At 47.6% G+C, this 23,331-nt stretch carries 21 protein-coding genes; 2 read left to right on the top strand and 19 right to left on the bottom strand.

Annotation, left to right across the window (positions count from 1 at the left end; genetic code table 11):
* Positions 1-231: 231 nt before the first annotated feature.
* From QMA09_RS07960 to QMA09_RS07940, 6 genes are all read right to left on the bottom strand, one after another.
* The gene (locus tag QMA09_RS07960) at positions 232-867 is read right to left on the bottom strand and encodes a hypothetical protein (RefSeq protein ID WP_135504660.1); all 636 of its coding nucleotides are present in this window, start codon (positions 865-867) and stop codon (positions 232-234) included.
* Positions 868-1,055: 188 nt separating this feature from the next.
* A complete protein-coding gene (locus QMA09_RS07955) occupies positions 1,056-1,547 on the bottom strand; it encodes a VanZ family protein (protein ID WP_135504662.1) in 492 nt (163 codons plus the stop codon).
* Positions 1,548-1,691: 144 nt separating this feature from the next.
* On the bottom strand, positions 1,692-1,817 hold the full coding sequence (locus tag QMA09_RS17175; RefSeq protein WP_483313549.1) for a hypothetical protein: 126 nt from the start codon (positions 1,815-1,817) through the stop codon (positions 1,692-1,694).
* 141 nt (positions 1,818-1,958) lie between these two features.
* Positions 1,959-3,521 (bottom strand): DUF5939 domain-containing protein, encoded by a 1,563-nt coding sequence (locus tag QMA09_RS07950; protein ID WP_483313548.1) that lies wholly within the window; start codon positions 3,519-3,521, stop codon positions 1,959-1,961.
* An 11-nt stretch (positions 3,522-3,532) separates the two neighbouring features.
* Positions 3,533-3,877 (bottom strand): DUF3307 domain-containing protein, encoded by a 345-nt coding sequence (locus QMA09_RS07945; RefSeq protein ID WP_290212709.1) that lies wholly within the window; start codon positions 3,875-3,877, stop codon positions 3,533-3,535.
* On the bottom strand, positions 3,874-5,025 hold the full coding sequence (locus QMA09_RS07940) for a GAF and HD-GYP domain-containing protein (protein WP_290212708.1): 1,152 nt from the start codon (positions 5,023-5,025) through the stop codon (positions 3,874-3,876). The genes QMA09_RS07945 and QMA09_RS07940 overlap by 4 nt, the downstream gene beginning before the upstream one ends.
* A gap of 356 nt (positions 5,026-5,381) precedes the next feature.
* Here QMA09_RS07940 and QMA09_RS07935 point away from each other — a divergent pair, with 356 nt between their 5' ends.
* Complete coding sequence (locus QMA09_RS07935; protein WP_290212707.1) at positions 5,382-7,088, top strand: choice-of-anchor I family protein; 1,707 nt, start codon at positions 5,382-5,384, stop codon at positions 7,086-7,088.
* A 51-nt stretch (positions 7,089-7,139) separates the two neighbouring features.
* On the opposite strand, the gene QMA09_RS07930 is transcribed toward QMA09_RS07935, so the two are convergent.
* The 5 genes from QMA09_RS07930 to QMA09_RS07910 form a co-directional block, all read right to left on the bottom strand.
* The gene (locus QMA09_RS07930; RefSeq protein ID WP_290212706.1) at positions 7,140-8,678 is read right to left on the bottom strand and encodes a right-handed parallel beta-helix repeat-containing protein; all 1,539 of its coding nucleotides are present in this window, start codon (positions 8,676-8,678) and stop codon (positions 7,140-7,142) included.
* Positions 8,679-8,762: 84 nt separating this feature from the next.
* Positions 8,763-9,125 (bottom strand): hypothetical protein, encoded by a 363-nt coding sequence (locus QMA09_RS07925; RefSeq protein ID WP_290212705.1) that lies wholly within the window; start codon positions 9,123-9,125, stop codon positions 8,763-8,765.
* 136 nt (positions 9,126-9,261) lie between these two features.
* Positions 9,262-10,365, bottom strand: coding sequence for a D-alanyl-D-alanine carboxypeptidase family protein (locus QMA09_RS07920; protein ID WP_290212704.1), 1,104 nt, complete (start codon positions 10,363-10,365; stop codon positions 9,262-9,264).
* A 165-nt stretch (positions 10,366-10,530) separates the two neighbouring features.
* Entirely contained in the window at positions 10,531-11,589 is a 1,059-nt protein-coding gene (locus QMA09_RS07915; protein WP_290212703.1) for an S-layer homology domain-containing protein, read from the bottom strand.
* Positions 11,590-11,670: 81 nt separating this feature from the next.
* Positions 11,671-11,832 carry a hypothetical protein gene (locus tag QMA09_RS07910; RefSeq protein ID WP_290212702.1) on the bottom strand — a complete coding sequence of 54 codons (162 nt, stop codon included), beginning with the start codon at positions 11,830-11,832 and terminating at the stop codon, positions 11,671-11,673.
* Between the two features lie 132 nt (positions 11,833-11,964).
* Here QMA09_RS07910 and QMA09_RS07905 point away from each other — a divergent pair, with 132 nt between their 5' ends.
* Positions 11,965-13,320, top strand: coding sequence for a hypothetical protein (locus tag QMA09_RS07905; protein ID WP_290212701.1), 1,356 nt, complete (start codon positions 11,965-11,967; stop codon positions 13,318-13,320).
* 230 nt (positions 13,321-13,550) lie between these two features.
* On the opposite strand, the gene QMA09_RS07900 is transcribed toward QMA09_RS07905, so the two are convergent.
* The 8 genes from QMA09_RS07900 to QMA09_RS07865 form a co-directional block, all read right to left on the bottom strand.
* Positions 13,551-15,002 carry an amidase family protein gene (locus QMA09_RS07900; RefSeq protein ID WP_290212700.1) on the bottom strand — a complete coding sequence of 484 codons (1,452 nt, stop codon included), beginning with the start codon at positions 15,000-15,002 and terminating at the stop codon, positions 13,551-13,553.
* A 128-nt stretch (positions 15,003-15,130) separates the two neighbouring features.
* Positions 15,131-15,310, bottom strand: a complete 180-nt coding sequence (locus tag QMA09_RS07895; RefSeq protein ID WP_290212699.1) for a hypothetical protein — start codon at positions 15,308-15,310, stop codon at positions 15,131-15,133.
* A gap of 125 nt (positions 15,311-15,435) precedes the next feature.
* Positions 15,436-16,875, bottom strand: coding sequence for a hypothetical protein (locus tag QMA09_RS07890; RefSeq protein WP_290212698.1), 1,440 nt, complete (start codon positions 16,873-16,875; stop codon positions 15,436-15,438).
* A 34-nt stretch (positions 16,876-16,909) separates the two neighbouring features.
* On the bottom strand, positions 16,910-18,022 hold the full coding sequence (locus QMA09_RS07885; RefSeq protein WP_290212697.1) for a glycosyltransferase: 1,113 nt from the start codon (positions 18,020-18,022) through the stop codon (positions 16,910-16,912).
* 53 nt (positions 18,023-18,075) lie between these two features.
* Positions 18,076-19,125, bottom strand: coding sequence for a polysaccharide deacetylase family protein (locus QMA09_RS07880; RefSeq protein WP_290212696.1), 1,050 nt, complete (start codon positions 19,123-19,125; stop codon positions 18,076-18,078).
* A 12-nt stretch (positions 19,126-19,137) separates the two neighbouring features.
* Entirely contained in the window at positions 19,138-20,208 is a 1,071-nt protein-coding gene (locus QMA09_RS07875; RefSeq protein WP_290212695.1) for an N-acetylneuraminate synthase family protein, read from the bottom strand.
* Entirely contained in the window at positions 20,209-21,843 is a 1,635-nt protein-coding gene (locus tag QMA09_RS07870) for a cytidylyltransferase domain-containing protein (protein WP_290212694.1), read from the bottom strand.
* 2 nt (positions 21,844-21,845) lie between these two features.
* A complete protein-coding gene (locus tag QMA09_RS07865) occupies positions 21,846-23,297 on the bottom strand; it encodes a lipopolysaccharide biosynthesis protein (RefSeq protein WP_290212693.1) in 1,452 nt (483 codons plus the stop codon).
* Between the last annotated feature and the right edge of the window lie 34 nt (positions 23,298-23,331).

Below are 23,331 nucleotides of genomic sequence, written 5' to 3'. Positions count from 1 at the left end.
AGCATGTAGCTCTAATTGAAGAGAGTAAGCAACGAATTCACTTTTCGTAAGCAATCTCTCAAAGATTCGGAGCGCAATGCGGCGACTCCTGCGGAAGAACGGAGTGATGAGACCCCGCAGGAGCTTGCGACGAGGAGGCTCAGCGCTTCGTCCGCGGAAAGCGTCCGCATGGAGCGCAAAATCCGATATACCTAAGTAAAAACCGTTGATCCATAGCTGGATCAACGGTTTTTATTTTGCATTCGCTTTATTCAATTGTTGCTTTAAGCCTTCTGTGTCCATAAATTCAATTTCTTCAATTTTCCCTTGTTCAGGAACAATCGCTTTCCCTTCGAATTTAAAGCGGCTTGTTTCGCTGCTTTCATCTTGATGGGCGACTTGGAAACTGAAATTGTATAACGTGGGATCGTTTTCACTGGCATTGATTTTTATATTCGAAACGCTGAGGCGATAAGATCCCTCATAGACGCTATACATAAAAGCCGGGTTTATATTCAGGAAGTTGGCGTAGCCATTTTCAGTAAAATAGGCTGCGTATTTCTTTTCCATATAATCAGCGTATGCTTTATAGGCAGGGGTTTCCTTATAGACTGCGAATTCTTCCTGATTCGCGACGTCCTCAAGATTTTCCATCGCTGCGTACCTCAATTCCCTGTACTCTTCATCAGGGGCATTGAATTCTTTTTCGATGACCGACTGGATTGCTTCTGTATTTTTTTCATCTACCGGTTCCACTTCAGAAACACCCGTGTTTTCTGCGGTTCCTTTTTGCGAACATCCGGCTATCACGACACAAGAAACGAGTAAAAGCGCAATCCAAAAGGCTATTCCCTGTCTTGTGCGCCTGTGAATTTCTGTTGATTTCATCTTCATTCTCCCTTAAATATAATGCTCATGGCCTTAAACCGCAGGGCATTCCACGATTGAAGCTTTTAAGATATTCCTTTTTTTCACTATAAAGCCACTAAGCCATTAAATTAAAACTTCAGCCAAGCAGCTTCTCCATTCTGCACAGTCAGTTGGTGCAGCTTGTGCATGAGTTTGCTCTTTATAAATTAGCGTCCAGCTTCCTGGGTTCTCGACTTTGTGCCAGCCCAGTTTTTCGCTTTTCGCCATTCGGTTAACCCTAAAGCTACACCGATTCCAACAAATGCCCCTGTGCTGTCGATGAGCACGTCACGAAGTTCACCGCTGCGGCCCGGGATGAATAATTGATGGAACTCATCCGACATTGCATACAGGGCGCAGATTGCCAAAGCTGCTAGGCCACCCCGATAGCCTTTAATGCCACTTTTGCGCAGCGCATGGAACACCAATACGCCTAATATCAAATAAACAAAGAAGTGGGCATTCTTCCTGACAAACGTATGCAAAGCATCCGTATCGATCGATGCTTCTGAAGAAAATTGTGAAATCGCTTGTAGAATGGTTTCTGTAATCCCGGAGCTCATGCCGCTTGATACTGTGGCAGGCTGATGGGAGAAACCGAAGATGACGGCCATCCACAAAATAACGGCGGCCCAAGAAAGTGCTTTAGATGTATTCATCATTATAATTCCTTTTACAGTTACAATTTTTTGTTATTTTTCGCCAAATATTAGTATAGCATGACATAAATATCCCGGAAAGAGAAAAATCCATAAAAAAAACAAGTCCGGCATGATGCGCCAAGACTTGCGGATACGAATCTTTCACTGATTATGCACAGTTGTCTCACTGTATTTCACCCGAATCAATTCCATCTGGCCTTCGATGCCTTTCAGCTTGGCCGAAAAACGCTCACAGTCCAGATGTGCGTCGTTCAACAGTCTTTTCAACTGGGCTTGCTCCACATATTCCTGGCCAAAGACGATATCCCCGCCATGCCCCTGCGCTTGGATCCGCGCTGCGATATTGACGGTGCGGCCGAAATAATCGAGCCGGCCGTTCGAGTTGACGGCAATCGCCGGCCCGCTGAACTAACCGACGCGCAGCATGAAATCCTCTTTGGCGCTGGTGTTGAACTCAGTGATGTCACGCTGGATTTGGAGCGCTGCGTTCAAGCCGTCCGCCGGCATATGGAATACGGCCATGACTGCATCGCCGATCGTCTTGACGATGCTGCCGGAGTTTCTGGAAATGCACTGCGACAAAAAGTCGAAATGGTTGCGTACCTGGCCGTATGCGCTCGAATCACCTACAGTTTCATAAAGCGAGGTCGAGCCGACCAGGTCAGTGAACAGGATTGTCACGTGCCCGATGCCGATGTTTTGTCCGGGCGACAGGACTTCCGATGAAAATAAGTCCCGGAACTCTTGCAGCGCCGTCACTTTAGCGGCCGTTACCGTATCTTTTTTCCATGCAACTTCTTCCAAAGCCACGACAATGTCAGCGGCGCTGTCGTTGCGCATCCGGATGGCGGAGCTGTAGGCTACAGCATCAGCCGACCATTTTGAACCGTCGTAGGCTATTTCCCCACCGTCTCCCCCAAGTGAGATATCCGCTATGGCATTGGCCTGCAGCACGCGCAGGCGCAAAGGGCTTTCTATAGAAGGAACTGCAATTTCCGCGGCTTCTCCGCGCTTCAGCACTTTCTGGACTTTGACATGCGGCGTGATCATGGGTGCGCCGACGCAAAATACTTCCGCATACGCTTTGCGGATCGACGGATGAACCGAGAAATGCAGTTCGACAAATTGGTCGAAATTCGCATCGTAGACAACGCCGCACAAGTCGCAGTGGAACTCGGGCTGCAATTGCTCGAGCGAACCCAACTGTTCTTTCGATACCCGGCAATTCGGGCACATCAAATTCCAGCTGAGGTTCAGCATGCCGGCTTTCGCGGCATACAGCAGGACCCGTAGCACCTTTTCCGGATCATCGTTCCATTGCTGCGCTACAGCGTGCGTCTCGATATGGGCGACATCGTGGTCTCCCTGCTCCGTTAGATAGCGCCGGAGCAAACCGACGAGTTCGCCGTCGACCGGGTATTTCCGAAGGAGGCCTTCCAGCCGCTCCAATTCCTGCACATTGACTTTGTGGTTCGCCGATTTCTGCGGCGCTTCGAACACTCTTTTTGCGCCCGATAATAGGAAATCGTCCATATAGCCAATTGTCTTTTTGACAGACGGCGCCGCTATCAATGCGATTGCGGCAATGCCGAGCGCGTTGCGCGGAACGAACTCACCTGTCACCCGAATCAGGGTGCGGTTCGGGTCGCCCGTCACGCTGTCCAGAAATTCGATGCCGAATGAATAATTCTTCATCGGCCCATCCAAATAGCGCCGTTCAACTTGGTAGCTTTCATGCTCCTGCCATTCGAACGGGTATTCCTGCCAGCTAATCGGCACAATGCCGAGTGCTTTCGCTTTGGCATTGCGAAAGAAAATCCCTTGCTCTTCTTGCACCACTCCACTGAAGACGACCGGAAACAATCCGATATAGCGGTTCATGCGGTTATTGTCTGCAAGCAAACCCCAAGCGGTCTCCTTCGGCAACGGGTATTCTTTCTCTGCGGTATAGATCCTTGCTTTCAATTGCATAACGGTCGCTCCTATGAGATGGCGATGGCGATTGCCAGCACGATAATGTGGAAAATCTGGTCTGCCATAATCAGCAGCCACGGCTGTTCATTGTCTTTGACGGTCTGGACATGCTTGACCCAGAACGCTACGAAGGTCCTGCGGTCCAATACGATGTGGCTGAAAAAAATCAGCGCCATCGCCAGCATCGACAAGCCGCCAGCTGCGGCTCCCATGGATCCGACTACGATCGTATAGACCGTCACATGCGCCATCAACGGCAGCCAGCGCTTCGCTTTATGCTGCGCCATCCAACTTGTCTGAAGCAGGAAATCACCGATTAAATGGCCGATCAATAAATACTCGAACTTCGTCATAATCCATACCCCATCTGATCTTTGCCAAATCCCTTCCCGGCCTGGTAATCGCTTTCTTCCAAGATTTCTATAAAGGCGTCCACCAATGCTGCGTCGAATAACGTATCCTTGCAGCGAATCAATTCCTCCGCCGCTTGCCGGAGAGGCAGGCCTTTGCTATAAGAGCGCACGGTCGTCATCGCATCAAACGCATCCGCTACTCCGACGATGCGGGCAAACAAGGGAATGGCGTCCTCCTTCAGCCCATCCGGATAGCCTGAGCCATCGAGCCGCTCGTGATGCGAACGCGCCGTTGCAATCGCTTTGGCCATTGCTGCTTTCGGTTCCATATTGGACAGGATGCCCGCACCGATTACGGTGTGCTGCTTAATATCCTCGTACTCCTCTTGCGTGAGCTTTGAGGGTTTACGCAATACATCGTCGGCAATGCCGATTTTTCCGATGTCGTGAAGCAACGCAGCTTTGTACAGCTCTTCGCATTCAGGCGCGTCCATGCCGATGCGCTGCGCAATCGCCAGTGAATACTGGGCCACACGCTCTGAATGCCCTGCCGTGTAAGGGTCGCGCGCATCCAGGATTTTTGCCAGCGTACGGATCATGCTCAGCAGCATTCGTGACACTTCGTCGAACATCTGGCTATTGTGCAGTGCGAGTGCAGACTGGCTGGCAAGTGCCAGCGCAATGCGCATATCCTGCGCAGAAAACAGCCCGCCGCCTGTTTTGTTCAACAGCTGCAGCGCACCGAGCACATTTCCTTTTGCAGTCAGCGGCACCGTAATCATCGACTTCGTGACAAAACCGCTCGAAGAATCGACGCGGTTGGCCCATTTCGGATGCACCGCAGCATCGTTGATCAATTGCTCAACGCCGCTCTCGACAACTTGCCCGACAATCCCCTCCCCCTTCGCCATCTCGAAATCGAGGATCTTTGAAGCCGATTCACCATGTGCAGCCACCGCCTGAATCACTTCACGGGCATTATCACATACCCACAAAGTACCTGCTTCAGCGCCAAGCACATTGACCATCTGGAGCAGAATGTCCTGAAACACATCCTCAATCTCTATATTGGAATTTAATTGCTTAAAGGCCTCTAACAGGCTCATCACTTCTTGAATTCGTTGTTCCAATTCCATTGTTTCCTGCATGTGTTGCCTCCAATGGTACTTAATATGATTAAAAAGTCACATATATCATGTCTTTATCACTATTGTAGCACGATTATTCTGCATTTAATTGTGTAAAATATTGTTAATAACTTTACGCAATGCTTCCTGCGTAATTGTCCCTGGCTGCATTGAAAAAAAGTGCATTGCTATACGCTCAAGTGTAAAGTGCTGAACGAGATGATTTCATTGGGGCAGCTGGTAAAAATCCGCTCTTCTCCGCTTTCTTTTTTACCGTCTTATGGCCTTTACAATCCCCGTACAATGGCGAAACCTTTTCTTCACAATGCCCCGCTAAACTGAAAGAAGAACCATAAACGATGAGGAGGAATTAGAGAATGGCTAAGTTGAAAAAATTGCTTCCGGCAGCGGCGATCGGTGTACTGTCGCTGAGTTTATTCCATTCACCACCTTCGGCACTTGCCGCTGCCGAATCAGTTGAAGGCCTCAAACTTTACGAAAAAGGCAATAAGGGCTTGGAAGTCGACTTGCTCGGACGCTATACGAGCGGCGCGGACATTGATGAAGGCGGAACGGAAATCGTGGCTTACGATCCGAAAACATTCCGTGCTTTTTCCGTGAACGGTGCAGCGAGTGCGATCGACATCATCGACTTGTCCGGGCTGAAAAAGGATTCCACTGCGGACATTCCTCTAGTAAAACGCATTCCGCTGAGTGAATTCGGCGTCGAAGCTTCTGACTTGACCAGTGTCGCAATTCATCCGAACGGCGGCTACATCGCCGTTTCGGTGCCGGCTGCCGATAAAACCGATGCGGGCTCGGTCGTCTTCATGTCAACCGACGGCGAACCGCTCAGCCATGTCCGCGTCGGAGCGCTGCCAGATATGCTGGCGTTCACGCCGGACGGCAGCAAATTGCTCGTAGCGAACGAAGGCGAGCCGAGCGAAGATTACCGTGTCAATCCGGAAGGCTCTGTCAGCATCATCGATGTGACAAAGCCGATTGGGACAATCAGCGACAACGATGTGGCAACTGCGGAATTCACGGAAAACATCATCGATGAAGACGTCCGCAAAGTGCATCCGGACAGCACATATGCAGAAGACCTGGAACCCGAATTCATCACCGTTGATGAAGACGGCGATTCTGCCTATGTCGCGCTGCAGGAAAACAACGCGATCGCCAAGCTCGACCTGGAAAGCGATCAATTTGTTTCCGTGCAAAGCCTCGGCTTGAAGGATTATTCCGTTCCTGCCAATAAGCTTGATGCTTCGAACAAAGACGATGCCATCGATATCCGCAACTGGCCGATGCTGTCGATGTTCCAGCCGGACGGCATCACGGCATTCGAATCCCGCGGTGAAACCTACATCCTCTCCGCAAACGAAGGCGACGTCCAGGATTGGAAAGGCTTTTCTGAAGAATCCCGCGTGGCAGATTTGGCAGGCGATTATGAACTCGATGCCAGTTTGTATAAGGGTTACAACCAAAAGCAGCTCGACCGCCTTGTGAAAAACGGCTTGTTTGAAGAAAGCCAACTTGGCCGATTGACGACATCCGTTTCCCAGCCGAAAAATGAAAACGGCAAATACGAAGCCATTTACGGCTTCGGCGGCCGTTCGTTCTCCGTCTGGCATTCGGATTCGATGGAACTGGCCTATGACAGCGGCGATGATTTCGAACAGATCACCGCTAATGTCTATCCCGACTCTTTCAACGCAACGAACACCGAAGACAAATTCGACAACCGCAGCGACGACAAAGGGCCTGAACCGGAAAGCGTCGTAACCGGGGATGTAGCTGGCACCCCTTACGCCTTTATCGGCCTGGAGCGCCAAGGCGGCATCATGGTCTATGATTTGTCGAAACCGACGAAGCCTAAATTCAACACCTATTTCTCAAGCCGCATCTTCAACGGCGGAGACGTCACCGATAAAAGCGGCGATGTCGCACCTGAAGGAATGACGTTCATCCCGGCTGAAGAAAGCCCAACTGGCCAGGAATTGCTGCTGGCTGCACACGAAGTGTCCGGCACGATTGCCGCTTATTCCTTGGAAGACGGCCACAAAAGAAATAAACGATGACTAACCAACAAACCCGCCTGCAGCTGAGCTGCAGGCGGGTTTGTTGGTGCGCTATTCGAGCGGCAAAGTATGCGACACCATCCAGGACCGATGGCGCCGGCTGTAAAAGGCAGTGATCTTGTAGCCAAGCCCGGCCGGCGCTTCGATGCCGAAACGGCCGTTGACCCGATTGACTTCGGCAAAATCACTTACGAGCTGGACCGGCAAGCCGCCGCTGTCTTCCACAAAAATTTCGAGTTCTTCGCCGAATTCGTGGGCAGGCGGCGCCGGCAGCCGGATGACCGCGGGGCCGATCGCATTCGCCGGCTGGTTGACGAAAATGCGCGGTCCGGTTTCTGCGCTAAACGTGAAACTGCCGTTTGTCGCGTGGACGTATTGATACGTCCGGCCATTGTAGATGATGCTCGTTGTCATATAGTCGAACGGCAAATTGCGCAGCGACGTGATGGAATCGACGCCGCCCCCTGTGCCGTCAGCCGGCGTCGCGAGCAGCGGGTCGATGATCGATAAGCCAGACGGATAGTCCAAGATGACATTGGCGTAGCCGTTCGATTCGAAATAGGCATGGTGGATGGTGTTTGAGTAGGAAGGCGTCGTGTTGAGCGTGCCGCTGCCGATGTGGATGCCTGCAATGCCGTTGGAATCGAAGTTGCCGCCTTGGACATTGTGGCCGTAAAGCCCGCGCTGCACGAGCCCCGCTCCGGCATTGCCGACGAAATGGCAATCATAGATGCCGTAGACGTTGTTGTCGCTGCCGCGGTCGACCTGCAGACCGGAACCGATGTGCAATTTATACTCGGTGCCCGTTCGGAACGTATTTTTCAGCCCTGGGGAAACCTTGATGCCGCTGCCGGATACTTCATCGATGTGATAGACCGAACCCGTCCCGGCGCCGATTTTGATGAACCCGCCGGCTTGGACATTGTCCCTTTCCATATTCAAACTGGAAAAAGTGATTTCATTGCCGGAACCGCGGGCGTCCGTGCCCGTCAACACTTTGCCGTTTTGCTCGAATTTGCACGATTGATCGAAGATGCACAAATTATTATTGCCTTCTTCTAAAATCTGCAGGCCGTGCACGATGCCCCAGCTGAACGATGTATTGGAGAAAACCTTATTACGGATGTCGCTTGCGACCATGCACACTTTGGCGTTGCGCACATAGCCATTTCCAGGGTCTGAGCCCATAAAGCGGATGCCTTTGATGCCGCCGTCGCCGCCGCGCATGCGCACGAGGTAATCCATCGGTTTCGATGGGGCGATGATGGTAGTCTGGTCGCTGTAGCCGACCCAGGACACAATCGTCTGCTTTTCGCTGTCGACTTCCGGCACCTCAAGCGGTTCGCTGATGCGGTAAAGCCCCGGCGGGAAAAACAGCGTGCCGCCGCCTTGCTTATTGTAAGCGAAGGCAATCGCTTGCTGCAGCGCCCGCCAATCGTCTGCCTGGCCATTGCCTTTGGCGCCGAACGCTTTGACGTTGAACGTGCGGTCCGGCCGTTCGCTGAATGTCACTTCCTCGCCGAGCTTTTTGATCTTCTTTGCGGTTGATGCCTGGAGGCCGTACTTACTTTTTTTGGAGCCGAAAGCCATTCATGTCCTCTCCTTAGAAGCGAATTTTCGTGAGCATTTTAACCTAATTCAATTTTCACATGAAATATCCTGCTCTTAAGATAATTAAAAGGGCAAGCCTTCCATCGGATCCTCGCGTTTCTTCGCTTCCTGCTGTTCCAAAAATTCGCTGAAGCCGTCCCAGCCATCCGGATTATGCGTCGCGAACAATTCCGCCATGAACTTGCCGAAAGCATCGGGACGCGCTTTGTGGTCCCAGACGCATTGAAAATTGCGGCTGTAAGTGACACGGCTGAAATTGCCGAAAATATGCGTCAGCGTGCTGACAAGCACCCGCACCTCCCCGATCGCCGGAATGCCCATAAAATGGTTGTCGCTGAACACGAAGCCATTTCGGTCGAGCAGCCGGATGCCAAAAGAATTGCCATGTTCCTCCAGCAGCAACACCAAATCCTGTCTGCCTTCCATACCGCCACCTGCTTTCTTTTTTGTTTCTTTAGTCCCTCTATTTTACCACCGTAGCGTACGATTTTTAAACTGACAGTCCCGGGATGGCCTGCAGGCATAAAAAAAGCCGGAGGCTACGTGCATGCCTCCGACTTCTCTATTTCCCTTGAACGCCTAAATATTCTTCGAGCGTCAACCCGCTGGCTTTCACTTTCGCAGCGATATCCCCGCCGATATAACGGAAATGCCACGGCTCGTACATATAGCCTGTGATACTTTCTTTATCTTTTGGATAACGCAGGATAAAGCCGTATTTATGCGCAGTGGCTGCGAGCCATTTGCCTTCTTTCGTCTTGCCGAATGTCCCTTCAAGCCAGTCTGCATTATTGTTCTTGCCTCCGAAATCGAATGCCAAGCCCGTTTGGTGCTCACTGAATCCCGGTTTCGCAGCAAAACGGTCGGCTTCTTTCTGGCCATACTTTATAACGTAATTGGAATACAATTGCGACTGGTAGGAATAAGAACGGTAAGCGCTGATCGTCTGCAAGTAAATGCCCTGCTTTTTAGCATCGGCAAGCATGGCATCGGCGCTCCGCTGGGCTATGGCGTTGATGCCGGGATTGTAGGTGGACGGCAAGCCATATTTCTTGTTGACGACCAGCACGCCGCTTTTAATCGTTCCCGGTGTTTTCGCGGAAGGCGCCGGATAAGCCGATGCCCCAGGCTTTTTCAAATACGCGGAATTGACCCAGCCTGTTTTCGTGCCGTATTTCACTTTGAACCAAGAGCCGTTCTTGCTGGCGTACTCGACCGTTTGCCCTTTCGGAATCACGGCAATAACGCCATATTTTACAGAAGCCCCGGTGCGCATATTCAACATCGCCGTCGTTTCGTATTTGACTGCGCTTGCCGCAACTTTTGCCATGCTGATTTTGCTTTTGTTCTTCGCGGCATCTAATGCGTAGATGGCTATCGGCGTACCGGCTTTTTGCTTCGTGATTTTAATGGAATAAACGCCTTTTGCTGCAATGGCATCTCCGAGTTTTGTTTTGCCTGCGTATGCCAGGACTCTCACGCCGGACTCCGCCTTCCCTTTAATTGCCGCTGATTGGTCTGTCACTTTATTGACCGAAGGGGCTGCAGGCGGTGTCTTGTCTGCTGCGGCCAATGCGAACCCTTGGTTTCCCAGTCCATCTGCCGGGACGGCTGTCGTTGCCGAAAAGGCTAATGCCGCTGTGATCATCCATTTCGAAAATTTCATCTTCCCACTCCTTTTGCTGTTCTATGCCTGAAACCTCAAATCCGTTTATGTATTTCCTTGCCATAAATCTTTATACCGCATGATTCCATTAGTTTATCACCCATCGTTATCCAATAAAACAAATATCCCCTTAACAAAATTGCCATTCCGTTAAGGGGATTGGGTTTATTCGACTGCAATCAGTTCAAACACGACCTGGCCTTGCGCATCAATCGTTTTGATAGTCGAGTAGCCTTCCGCCATATAATACCGCAGCCCATCCGGCGCCGTCACTTCCGTTGCGTTGGTGAAGGTTTTATAGCGCGTCTTCACGTTTTTGTTGACAGCGGTGATGGTATTGATGATTTTTTCATCACCGAGGTAATTGACGATTTTTTGCCCGACCCTTACCGGATAGACGAGCGCGATATCGTATTCCGAATACGGGTAGCCGAACGCAAAGATCGTGTAGCTTTCAAGCTCCTGGTATTCGTAGATGTCATCGCCTGTCTTGACCGTCCACATAAAACCATATTCCAGTTCACCTTTGTCCGGCACATCAATATAGCGGTGGATTTCACGGGAGCCGTCGGGACGCAGGTAAGTGAAAGCTTTGGTCTTGTCTTTCTGGTAGGAATGCGGAATCACTGCGAGGTTCTTGAAAAACGGTTCGAGTGCGCGCGCCAGGAATGCAGCGAATTGGCCGCGCGTCACATCGGATTGCGGGCGGAACGTGTTGTCCGGGTAGCCGATGGCGATATTCGCGACCCGCATCTTGCTGATAGCCTCGGAATAATACACGCCGTCTTTCACATCCGCAAAGCCGCCAAACTGGACGCCCAAGCTGAATATCCGGTCAAGGATCACTGCCATATCGCCGCGAATGATCGGGGCATTCGGCCGGTAGGTGCCATCGGGATAGCCTTTCAGCAAGCCCGCTTTCGCCGCCTCTGCGATATATCCGCTCGCGTAATGGCCTGTCGGCACATCGCTGAACGGCGTTGCGCTCAGTGCACCGTCAAATTCTTTCAAACGGCCGATCATCACCGCCGCCTCTGCGCGCGTCACTTTCGCGTCCGGCCGCACCGTGCCGTCCGGATATCCGGTAATCACGTCCCTCTCCATCAAATAGTCGATTTCATCGTAGAACAAATGAGTATTAGGCAAATCCGTGGCTGCACTGGCACTTGAAAGAACCAGCATCATCGACAAGGCAATTACAAACGGACTCAGTAGCCTTTTCAAACCCTCACTCCTCACCGAAAATTTTCTTACCCTCATTCTACCAGTATAAAGTTATTAAAATCTATAAAAATTACTAAATATTCAGTTTTTTAAATTTATTTGGAACGCTTTCTGTTTATTAAATCCGTTATAAGGAATCTTTAAAATTGCAGATTTCATAGAGAGATTCATAAATAATTTTTGATAATCGCTTAAGCCATCTTTAGGTGCATTCAATATATCCGCAATCACATCCATTAACACCTTCATTTCCCCAACTTTATCCCGATTTCCCTTAGGTGCAACAATGTATCTCCCCCACAAAAGCCTTATTAAAAGACGGCTCCCGGCTTTTCTGGCACACTGAAGATACCTACAACAGAAGGAGTTCCTGACATGAAACCGATCCTGCGGCCACTCAGCACGCTCTTGATGGGCGGAACGTATTTGGTGTCCATCTTTTTTCCATTCCCATATGCTTCTGCGCTCATCAGCCTGTTTGCACTGATTGCGCTCGTATCGTTTTTCCCGTATTTGAAACGGGTGCCGAAAGTGCTGATCCTTGCACTTGCGGTCGGGGCGTTAGCGATGGACATCAGCAAAGATGGCCTGTACGCGTTTTTCATCGGCCTGCAGACGAATGCGAACGTCCTGGCCATTTTCATCTTTGTGCCGCTGCTGGCGATCCCGATACGGCAAGGCAATTACCTTGCCTACATAGAAGTCATTTTTTCCTACTATATTAAAAAGACAGACCAGCTTTACCTCTTTTCTACCTTGACCGCAGGTAGCATCGGCGGTGTCATGAACATCGGCTCGATTCCGATCCTCTATCAGCTGACGGATACACCGTCGTTCGAGCCTTACACGATACTGCGGATTAAGGCGATGATCCGCGGCTTCGTCCTGGCATTCCTGTGGTCGCCATATTTCATTTCAGTCGGACTGGTGCTGGCGTATTTTGATGTCACGTGGCTGCAGCTGTTCCCCGTCGGAATCGTGCTGACCTTCCTCATCATGGCAAGCGGCTATCTGCTGGAGAGAAAATCTTCGGAGCCGATTCCGCGGGACAAACCCCTGCCTGACCCGTTGGAATTGCACCGCGCGAAGCAGAAAGTCGCAGAACTCGCAGGCGTAGTCGGTTTGATCACTGCAATCATCATGATCAGTGAAAAGATGACCGGTTTGTCGGTGCTGACGGTGATCCCGCTCGTCGCCATCATCATGTCATTTGTGTGGTCGCTTTTTTTCTCGACGCGGCAGCAGCTCGCCTTCAATTACCAAGCTTTCTTCGACGCGCGCGTTCCAGGCATGGGCAACGAATTGTCGCTGTTCATCATCGCAGGGGCATTTGGCACTGCCCTCCTTAATAACGGAGCCGACGAGTGGATTGTGGCATTGCTCGACGCCTTGAACATCACGAATGTCCTGCTCTTGGTCCCTTTGATGCTTGCGCTCATGGTCATCCCTGCGCTTCTCGGGCTCCATCCTGTGATCACCGCTACCATCCTGGCAATCACATTAAGTGATTCGCCGCTGTTTGCCGACGACCATTTCTTTTTGAGCCTCGGGCTTTTGGCGAGCTGGATGGCAACAACACTCGTCTCACCGTTTTCCGGACTGAATCTGCTGCTCGCCGCACTGAGCCGGCGAAGCCCTTTTGAAATCAGCCTGAAACACAACGCCGGTTTCGCGTTAATGCTGTGGATCATCTGCTATGCAGCCATAGTGGTCTTGTATCTTCTTAAGTAATAACAAACAGCCGTCCTGGATTTCCCAAGACGGCTTTCATCATTTGATACTCATTGACGTTTTGATTGTCATTTGGCTGGATTGGACAACCATTGGCGTTGCCTTACCCCTTCCTTTGTCAAATTGTTCCCCCTGACTTTAACGTTTCCAAAGCTGAAAAACTGTTTCAATAAACTTGATTAAAAAACAGCCGCTCCCAAAAAGCGAGAACGGCTGTAGCTTAATAGCATTTATTCAAATATAGGCGCAATGCGCTTTTTCGTCGCTTGCTCATAAGCATACGCCAGGCTGATCAATTTCGCTTCGCTCCACGCCAAGCCGCTGAACGTTGCACCGACTGGCATGCCTGTTCCGGTGTACCCTGCAGGCACAGTAATAGATGGGTAGCCCGCTTTCGCAGGCATCGACGCACCGTGGTTGTCCTGGAACAGCAAAGCATCCAACTTATGGGCTGCCATGACGGCGTCGATGCCTTCTGACGTCGACTGGCGCACATCGGTTTCCCGGTGTTCCACATATCGCGGGTCTGCAGGGTCATCGGTCAGCCCATGTGCTTTTTCCAGTTCCGCTTGCCCGAACTTCATGCGTGATTCAGGATCCTGCTTGTTGAATTCGATGACATCGGCAAGCGATTTCACTGGCACACCGTCCGGCGTTTTGCTGAGGTAATGGTCGACACCGCGCTTGAACTCATACCATAAAACTTCCGATTCGAATTCCGGGCGCGGCACCAGCACATCTTCAATGATTGCGCCTTGTGCTTCCATATCGGCAATCGCTTTCTCCATCACTTTCCGCTCTTCGGTATCCGCAGCGCTCAGGAACGTGCGGTCAATGCCGATGCGCGCCCCGCGCAGCGCGTCTTTTTGCAGATGCGGCGTGTAATCCGACAATGCGTTGCCGTCGCTTTCGAGCGTCTTCGGGTCTTCTTTGTCGAAACCGGCGAGAATTCCGAGCACAATTGCTGCATCCGCAACGGTGCGCGCCATCGGCCCAGCCGTATCCTGGCTTTCCGCAATCGGGATGATGCCTGTGCGGCTGATCAAACCGACCGTCGGTTTGATGCCGACGATCGAATTAGCACTCGCCGGGCTGAGGATTGAGCCCGACGTTTCTGTACCGATGCCAACAGCCGCCAAGTTAGACGCAATCGCCGCGCCAGTGCCTGAACTCGATCCTCCGACACTTCCTGCTTCAAACTTGCCAGGGCCGTAAGGATTTTGCACTTGCCCCCCGAGCGCGCTATAGCCGCTGACACCTTTTTCAGCCATGAAAAACGCCCACTCACTTAAATTGGTTTTACCCAAAATAATCGCACCGGCCGTCCGCAATTGAGCTGCCACGAATGAGTCCACCATCGCGTAATTGTCCTGCAAAGCGATCGTGCCCGCCGTAGTCGGCATATCATCTGTCGTGTCGATATTGTCCTTCACCAGCACCGGAATGCCGTACAAGGGGCCTTGTCCATCCTGTCCGCGGATGGCATCGAGCTCTTCCGCGATTTTCAGGGCGTCAGGGTTCACCGTCAGCACCGAGTTGATCTTTGGTCCATTCTTATCGAATTGTTCGATGCGGTCCAAATACATTTGGACCAAATCCACTGATGTCAATTGTTCTGCAGCAAACGCTTGCTGGATTTCCTCTATCGTTGCTTCTGCTATATTAAATGACGTTTTTTCCATAGTGTCAGCTCCTTTTGCTATCAAAAAACCCGAATGGGTCCACTTTAAAAGTGTACCCCATTCAGGGAGATGAATATCATTTGCTGAAGCTTTTTTTCAATCAGTTGCGCGCTTACGTTTCACAAATCCTATTTTACTTTCTTTTTATTCGAAAGGTCTTTCTGATTTTGCAGGTCTTCTTTATTGTTTCTCTTCATTAACTCTTGACGATGATTTTTCGTAATCTCTTCGCCACGGGAACTGGCTTTTCCCAAAGAAAATACGACTGTCAATACAATAACTATTCCTCCGATTAAAAATGTCCACATAAAAATCTCTCCAATATTAAACTACTTTTCTTTTTATTGTACCATGTTTCCAAATAACTTATGAATGATATAAGAAGCATAAAAAAACGGATGGAAGACCATCCGTTTTTACTCCTATAACAAAATCACTTCACTGTTTCATGAACAATCAAGACGGGTTTATTGCTTATTGACGAAGGCGTGATGTACGCCGGGCTAACTTCAGGTCCCGTTTTTTCCAGTTTCCTATGATTAATGAGCATCGCCACATAAACCCAGAATATGGTTGTCACTCCGTAACTGAACAGTCCCGCATTATAGGAAATAAAAATGAAATTCGTGATTCCCATAAGTATCAGAACAACAGCTAATGCAGATTTTTCTCTTTTATACTCTTTGATCGTGATGATTAAAGGCATCACATAGATCATCAAGAATGCGAGTGTACCTACCCACCCTGCTTCAATGTATAAATAAGGAATCGTGAACCAACTATACTTCAAGTAATCATAGTCACGATAAACCTCACCCATTAATAAATCCATCTCACTCGGATTTCCAGAACCCAGTCCTTTGCCGAAAAGAACTTCACTGTCATTGTCTTCAAACACGACTGAATCGATTGTTGGCTTAAAGCCGAATCGGTTGATGGTCTGATCTCCACCATATGATTGCTCGACAAGATAGTCCTCCAAAAACGAAGTATTCAAAAAATCATGTTCGGGATATAGCGATACAAAGAACAAATACGACCAGATAAAAATAACGCTGCAGGCGATTAACATGACCATTGATTTTATTCCTTTATTTATGAAGACCAAATACACTAGGAGCAAGGCTGCAATGGAAACAAAGCCAATTTTAACTTCTGCGATTGCCGAATAAATAATGGGAATCATCGTCAACAACAGGTATTTCAAAGTAGATAGCCTTTTTTGATAATGCATGCCTGATATTATTGCTAAGTAAAACATGAACAGGTACATAAAAATCCCAGTCGTATTTTCACCAAAAAACCCAGTGATGTCATCTTGGTTATACGTCCCTTGAAGATACTGAATAACCGCCACCAGGAAATTAGCAATCAACACAATAATAATCAGCCGGTTAACTGATTTACTGCTTTTTTCATAAATCGATGCAATATTCAGTGCGAAAACAAAAACAATAACAAAACCAAATCTTTTTAATGTGGAAATGATAAGAATTGGAAGAGATGTTCCCGTTATAATTAGCGGCGCTAAGCTCAATACAAAAGCAACCGCCACAAACACCATGACTGATGGCGCCAATTCAATTTTTCTTTTATTTATCAGCAAGGAACAAATCATTAAGCCGTAAAGGTAAATCATAATATACGTTCCATTGATGATGACTGATATTCCTTCGTGGAAAATGGACATCATAACCGTCACAAGCAATAAGAGGATTTCATTTTTTAACAACAGGAACGTAAACATTGCACCGACGATTGCCAAATTTAAATACAGGAAAGCATCTTGTTTAATAGCCACAGTCAGAGACAGAGCTAGCAAAGAATAGATAGCAATTAGTAAATATCTATATTTATGGAGAGTATCAACCAAGAAATCACCTCATATCCCAGTTTCTAAAGACTTCTCAACCTTTTTTCATATCTATTTTCTTTAAAAAAACATGGAAATTATCGACGATATTCTCCCATTTCGAACCCGTAACCGTCCGTGACATTTTCACACTATTAAAGCTGCTCATATTGCTGATGACGTGTTCGATGCCAGCCAACAGGCTTTCAGGATTGTCCTCTGTCAGAATTCCGTTATTGTCATTGATGATTTCCGAATTTGCTTTCGTATTTGTGGCTACACAGATGATTCCATTCATAATGTACTCAAATGTCTTGGTCGGTGGCTGTACATCAAAAAATTCCGTAACAGGTACGTAAGAAAATCCGATTGTCGCCTCTTGGAATAGGGACTTAATCTCGTGATGGGACTTGCGGCCATGATAATTGATATTGCTGCGATGCACAGAATTTTGTAAGCTATTCATAATCGTTTCATTGGTTTCTTCTCTTTCGCCAAAACCAACAATGTCCAATTTCCGACTGATGTCCCCACTTAGCTTTCCACACAGGCTGTCAAAAGCTCCGATAAGATCTTCTACTCTCCTGTCATCGAATTTTCCGACGTAAAGAAAATTGAGGTTCTTGCTGTCGAATTCTTTTTCATCTAAATTCACATAGCAATCAGCCCCGAGCGGCAAAACTTCGTATTTTTTTATCTTCAGACGCTGTGCAACTAATCCGGAGATGACGGTGACACGGTCGAAAAAGTAGGAAGAAAGCAAGGTCAAAAAGTCGTACACTTTCCTTTTCCGCTCATCCGGAATAACGGAACAGGTACGAATATCCATGATCCATCGGATGTCCCTCGCAAACATTTTCATGGCAAACGGCAGGATGCCGCAAAATTCGATGGTTGCGCTGACAACTACCCAATTGATAGTTTTTTTGTTTTTCCATACATACTTCATGGCTGCCACGAGATAATTCACGAAGTTTCCCGCTTTGTTATTTTCTTTTCTCACCACATACGTTATATGCACATTGTCTGGCGGTTCCACTTTGCGAAACCCTTGATCAAAGCAGATCATTTCCACATCAATGTTCTTCCCAGCTAACCGGTTGGCCATTTGGAAATAATCTGTATTGTAACCATACTGGCATCTCGGAATTATCACAATCCTGCTCATTGAATTCACCTCTCAACTTTTGCCTCTATTCACTTCAACTCGAGAAGTACCTATTAATTCGTAACAACTCTTTTAAATTTTTGTTTTAACGCTGGAATAAACCCACTGGCGTAGAATTGAGGAAAAGTAGTAATCAGGTGTGGGCTTGGCGTGATTCTCGGTAGGCAATTCAAATGGGCAGCATGTTGCGGAAAAATATTCCCACATCTCGTCGTCGTGCTCGTTTTAAAGCCAAGGTTTTCGGCAATTTGAAACTCCCTATCGCTTGCCTCATTCAAAGTTCCGAAAGGAAAAGCGAAGTGTTCAACTTTCGTATTTGCCATAAACTCGATTCTTTTTTTCGAATCACCTATTTCCTTCTGTACTGTTTCCGGTGCTAAATTCCGTAAATTAAAGTGATTTGTAGTGTGAGCTCCAATCGTTACCAGCCTGTCAGCCGCCATCTCTTTGACTTGCCCCCAACTCATCGCCAGTTCTTGCGAATAGCGTGCCAGTTCGATTCCAGCAGGGATAAATATGATCTCAAACAAGATTTGTTGGAGTTCCGCATCTAAGCTTAAAATTAATTGGCGAATGTCAGAGTAGGCTTCTGTTTTTTGGTCTGTGGATTCCAAAGCGTAGTCATACACATTGCCTTGAAAAGTGAAGCGGATGTGTTGGCGCTCGTTGACCAGATCCTTCAAGGCATACCACCACAGCAAAGCGGTTTGATCTGGAAAACTGGTTGCCACATAGACAGTGAAGGGAACATCGTATTTTTTAAATAGAGGATACGCCAAAGAATAATTGTCTTCATAGCCATCATCAAAGGTGAAGACCACAAACTTCTTTGCCGTTTTTCGATTCCCTGCCAATATTTCATAAACCACATTGAGTGACAAGATCTCATAATTCGCTTTCAAAAAATATTGAATAACGCTTTCCAGATACTCAGCTGTCACTTCTAAATCTTCACATAAGATATCATCTTCATGGGCAACAACGCGGTGAAGCATCACCACACTGCCGATGCCTGAAAAAAAAGGGGAAAAAAGCTTATTGATTGGCATAAATATTTGCTGGTCCAAAGCTTTTCGAACTTGCTTATTAAGGTATTTCTTCATGCAGGCGCCTCCTTATTCAAGCATCTCAAACTGCAAAACCGTATCTTCTTCGATATCTAAAGCAGCCCTTTTACCGATTACCCCTTCGATCTCGTTTGGCGGGATGCCGGTACCTGGCCGTTTGAAAGTAAGAAACTCATGGGTGATCACATCACCTTTTTTAATGGCCGATGCCGAAACGAGCGACCTTCTGGCATTGTTTCGAGCTTTCGCTTCCGTATCTAGGCATTTGATTTCGTATCCCCCTCTGATCCGGTCTACAAAATCCACTCCCGCAATAATGTTGCGGGCGTCTATTGGATCCATCGCATGATAATGGTCATTACCCGGGATGCTTTTATCGAGTGTAAAATGTTTTTCAATCACCAATGCACCCAGCGTGTAGGCAGTCTTGATGACATCTCCCTGCGAGTCGGGCTTAGTATGATCTGAGTAACCCATAATCACATCAGGATAGCGCTCTTTCAAACTGACGATTTTGTTTAAATTTGCGTGTTCATAAGGGGTCGGATATTCCAGCACACAATGCAGCAAAATAAGAGGCTGATTGTTGTGCTTCCGGATAACCTCAAGCGTTTTATCAATTTCATCAGCGTTCGAAGCACCGACAGACAATAAAATCGGTTTGCCTTTTTTCGCCTGATGCTCTACGAAAGGATGATTGTTCAAGTCCGACGATGAAATCTTATAGATGTTCATTAGCTCATCGAGATAATTCGCCGATTCGATATCGAATGCGGTCGATAAAAATTCAATGCCGATTTCTTCACAAAATGCACTTAGTTCTTTGTATTCTTCATACGAAAAACTGTCAAATTTCTTGAAAAGCTTGTATTGGGAATCGATTTTTTCTTCTGAAGTATCCCAATAAGAAGGGGATTCTTTCGCAGCGAGTGTCTCGGCCTTATAGCTTTGAAATTTCACAGCGTGGATACCAGCATCTTTCGCTTCCCTTATCATTTCCTTAGCGGCATCCATCAACGGAATGCCTAGTTTAGCTGCAACATCATAATAATTCACGCCAATTTCAGCAATCAAAACAAATTCCCCTTTTATAGCGCGTTCCAGAATTTTGTTCAACATTCAATCTTCCTCCTTTAAAATGATATCGACGACCCGGTTAATGCCTTTTTTCAAATCGTGCTTCAACATCAGATCCCTCATTTCGGACCGAATCTGCCTATTATCCACCATCCATTTAAAGGTCGCTTCTATTGTCTCGGAAGATATATTCTTACCAAGTCCTAGATTCAGAAATCCGTTCTGCATTTGGGCGAACTTATGAAGCTGTTCTCTTTCGTTCTGCGCCAGGACGACGGATGGAATACCCAATGATGCCAATTCAAAAACAGTGCGCCCCTGAGAAGTGAATGCCAAATCTGCTTTCTTCATATAATCGCTTAAGCGTTTTAAATTATTCAAAACAAGGATGTTTTTCTCTTCGATGGTCCGGATTCCATTCTTTTCGTTGTCGTATCCGCTTCCCGTAATGATGATGAATTGAATGTGTGGGTAGTCCTGATTCAAACGGAGTGCTGAGATGTAAATTTTTTTAGTGAGCTCTGACGGGTCTGTTCCTCCGAACATCACCAAAACAGTTTCGACTTTTCCCGAAAACTCTTTCGGATGATTGATTAAAAATTCATCCCGCAAACAGACGTATTTTTCTCCACTAAAGACATTTCCCGGCGCTTTTTCACCGTCGTACAACGCATTGACGATAGCGTCTGCATGCTCCGCCCCATCCCCAAGGTCTTCAATCGTCACTACCCGCCCGGCCAAGCTTTTCAGTTTGAGCATATATTCTTTGCTAGTGTCCAGGCAATCATTGACAATAACATCCGGTTTCCAAACCTCCAAGAACTCATAAAAGTCTTCATCGTCTTTTATCAAGGTGTGTGGTAAATGTCTGGAAACAACCTTTTCTACCCCTTCCCGGCATTGCTCATCCAACACAAACATCACTTCGTGGCCAGTCAAATTATAAGCTAGGGTCAAGCAATGATAGATATGCCCCATTCCCAATGTTTTATGGCCATCTGTCCGAAAGACGATCCGCTTCTTTTTAAGCGCCTGTTCACAGACCACCCAGTCTTGGATATTATCGATATCGACCGCTTCTTCTTCCGGCACTTCAAAAACAGAAACATTTTCACCGAGCCGGCTCGATGGCTTGATGCATTCTCTTCGTGAGATGAAAAACGCGCCCGTTTCAAAATAGACTGGCGGCAATTGCTGGCGGTTTACACGCGACTCGTAATTCGGGGAATAGTGGTTTTCATTTTTGGACCAGGTTAAATGCGCTTTGTTTACCGCACTGATATATGAATCTTTGTCATCAGCCAAAAAAGATTCAATCGCTTTTTCCAATGTGCTGCTTTTCAATAGTGGCGAAGTGGGTTGAAGCGTGATGACAATATCGTATTTTTCATTTTTTCTTTCTTCCATCTTTTGGACAGCGTCATAGATGACAGGATCTAACGTGACTTGATCATCCGCCAAATCCTTTCCCCGATCGATGAATTCCGTGTCATGAAGGATCGAAACCCCCATGATTTCATCGTCATCTGTCGTAACCACAACATCCGTGATAAAGTCACATGACTTTGCGTTATCAATGGAATAGCAAAGTAACGGCTTGCCGTTCATCAGCCTTACATTTTTCCTCGGTATTCCTTTAGATCCGCCTCGCGCGGGTATCACAGCAAGTATCTTCATTCTCATCTCGCCCCGTTTCTATCTTTAATCAGCTTTGGAACTGTTCCCCCACTCCAAATTCTGTACGCTGTAAATATGAAAAGAGTGGCATATCCGCTTGCCACCATCAATCTGAAATAAAAGTAATCCATCGTGAGATAGGACAGAAAAAATGCCAACAAAGCAACCGAAGTCGCAGGTATGTATGTGCTGAATCTGATATTGTAGCCCCCAATGATTACCCGTGCCACAAATTCGTGAAGCAAAAATAGGACGATATAAGAAAGCAAAATTGCTATTGCTGCCCCTTCTATTCCCATCAGTGGGACCAAAAGATAATTCAACCCCAGATTAAGCACGGCCGCAACGATGGTGCAGAATGCGACCCATTTCATATTTTTGTTAAACTGCTCGTAACCAAGAGGAAACCTGTAGAGGAATTGGAAGAAAACACCAATCGCGATTAACAGGACTGAATATTTGCCATTCCAATAAGGTTCCGGTGCCATGAAACGAAGAAGTTCAGGTGTCAACAACATGATCATGACAAATCCGCTGCTTATGACCATTGAATATCGTTTGGCGTATTCGTTCACCTGCTGCTTTTGGCCGTTTTTGGTATTGTCGAGATACCATGGCGACCAAGCGTTATTGAAGGCATCTGCAATGAGCATGCCGATGATTCCGATGCTGAAGGCGACGGTAAAGATTGCCGCTTCCGTTTCTCCGATGAATTTGACGATAAAAAGTCTGCTGGATTGTCCGATGATCGTGGTGGCCACCAAATGGATGATCAATGGCCAGCTCAGTTTGAGGCAAAAGGACCAATCCGCAAGCTTGAATTTCGCATTTTTCTTATTGTATAGAAACGTATATAAAACGAACGCAATAATAAATAGATTGACGATGCTACCGGCCCAAATCCGCCCTAAATACCGATCGTCATTCATGCTAAAGACCAATAACAGTCCTAACATGACTAAGCTGATCGACACAATTCCCGCAAAAATGATTTTCGTTTTCGGCTGTTTTGTATGTATCAAGTACATTCCGTAAAGCGTACTTAAAGACGTGCCATACGACTGAAGCATCAGATGGGGAATCAGTTTTTCTTTTATGCTCAATAGCCCGGCCAACGATGAAGCGAACAGCAATCCGCCCGACATGATGAGTGTCCCGCTGACCACTGTCAATAACGTAATATTCCGCAGATAATTTGTGAATTCCTCTTCCTTCATGTGGATTCTCGCTGAAGCAATCGAGGAACTTACTTGAAAACTGATAAAAACCGCAATAAAAGTTACCCATGTAGCAAAAACCGCTGTGATTCCATAATCGCTGGTATCCATGATGCGCGTGAAGATCGGTGTTGTAAGGAAAGATATTCCTTGCAGCAAAACTGTGCCTAGCACGTATAACAGCGAAGCACTGATAAAGTAATTGTTTTTGCCGAAACTTCTTAATTTCCCCAACATTGCCGATTCCCCCAAACTCTCGCTATCACTATCT

Origin of the sequence: Planococcus sp. APC 3906 (assembly GCF_030407685.1) — a bacterium.
In the GTDB taxonomy this organism is placed as follows: Bacteria; Bacillota; Bacilli; order Bacillales_A; family Planococcaceae; genus Planococcus; species Planococcus koreensis.
The sequence above is the reverse complement of the archived record's forward strand: the minus strand, read 5'-3'. Positions and strand labels throughout refer to the sequence as shown.

What these genes read in the sequence shown, in the direction of transcription:
- QMA09_RS07960 (WP_135504660.1), bottom strand. Translation starts at nt 867, where the DNA reads ATGAAATCAACAGAAATTCACAGGCGCACAAGACAGGGAATAGCCTTT.
- QMA09_RS07955 (WP_135504662.1), bottom strand. Translation starts at nt 1,547, where the DNA reads ATGAATACATCTAAAGCACTTTCTTGGGCCGCCGTTATTTTGTGGATG.
- QMA09_RS07950 (WP_483313548.1), bottom strand. Translation starts at nt 3,521, where the DNA reads ATGCAATTGAAAGCAAGGATCTATACCGCAGAGAAAGAATACCCGTTG.
- QMA09_RS07945 (WP_290212709.1), bottom strand. Translation starts at nt 3,877, where the DNA reads ATGACGAAGTTCGAGTATTTATTGATCGGCCATTTAATCGGTGATTTC.
- QMA09_RS07940 (WP_290212708.1), bottom strand. Translation starts at nt 5,025, where the DNA reads ATGCAGGAAACAATGGAATTGGAACAACGAATTCAAGAAGTGATGAGC.
- QMA09_RS07935 (WP_290212707.1), top strand. Translation starts at nt 5,382, where the DNA reads ATGGCTAAGTTGAAAAAATTGCTTCCGGCAGCGGCGATCGGTGTACTG.
- QMA09_RS07930 (WP_290212706.1), bottom strand. Translation starts at nt 8,678, where the DNA reads ATGGCTTTCGGCTCCAAAAAAAGTAAGTACGGCCTCCAGGCATCAACC.
- QMA09_RS07925 (WP_290212705.1), bottom strand. Translation starts at nt 9,125, where the DNA reads ATGGAAGGCAGACAGGATTTGGTGTTGCTGCTGGAGGAACATGGCAAT.
- QMA09_RS07920 (WP_290212704.1), bottom strand. Translation starts at nt 10,365, where the DNA reads ATGAAATTTTCGAAATGGATGATCACAGCGGCATTAGCCTTTTCGGCA.
- QMA09_RS07905 (WP_290212701.1), top strand. Translation starts at nt 11,965, where the DNA reads ATGAAACCGATCCTGCGGCCACTCAGCACGCTCTTGATGGGCGGAACG.
- QMA09_RS07900 (WP_290212700.1), bottom strand. Translation starts at nt 15,002, where the DNA reads ATGGAAAAAACGTCATTTAATATAGCAGAAGCAACGATAGAGGAAATC.
- QMA09_RS07895 (WP_290212699.1), bottom strand. Translation starts at nt 15,310, where the DNA reads ATGTGGACATTTTTAATCGGAGGAATAGTTATTGTATTGACAGTCGTA.
- QMA09_RS07885 (WP_290212697.1), bottom strand. Translation starts at nt 18,022, where the DNA reads ATGAGCAGGATTGTGATAATTCCGAGATGCCAGTATGGTTACAATACA.
- QMA09_RS07880 (WP_290212696.1), bottom strand. Translation starts at nt 19,125, where the DNA reads ATGAAGAAATACCTTAATAAGCAAGTTCGAAAAGCTTTGGACCAGCAA.
- QMA09_RS07875 (WP_290212695.1), bottom strand. Translation starts at nt 20,208, where the DNA reads ATGTTGAACAAAATTCTGGAACGCGCTATAAAAGGGGAATTTGTTTTG.
- QMA09_RS07870 (WP_290212694.1), bottom strand. Translation starts at nt 21,843, where the DNA reads ATGAAGATACTTGCTGTGATACCCGCGCGAGGCGGATCTAAAGGAATA.
- QMA09_RS07865 (WP_290212693.1), bottom strand. Translation starts at nt 23,297, where the DNA reads ATGTTGGGGAAATTAAGAAGTTTCGGCAAAAACAATTACTTTATCAGT.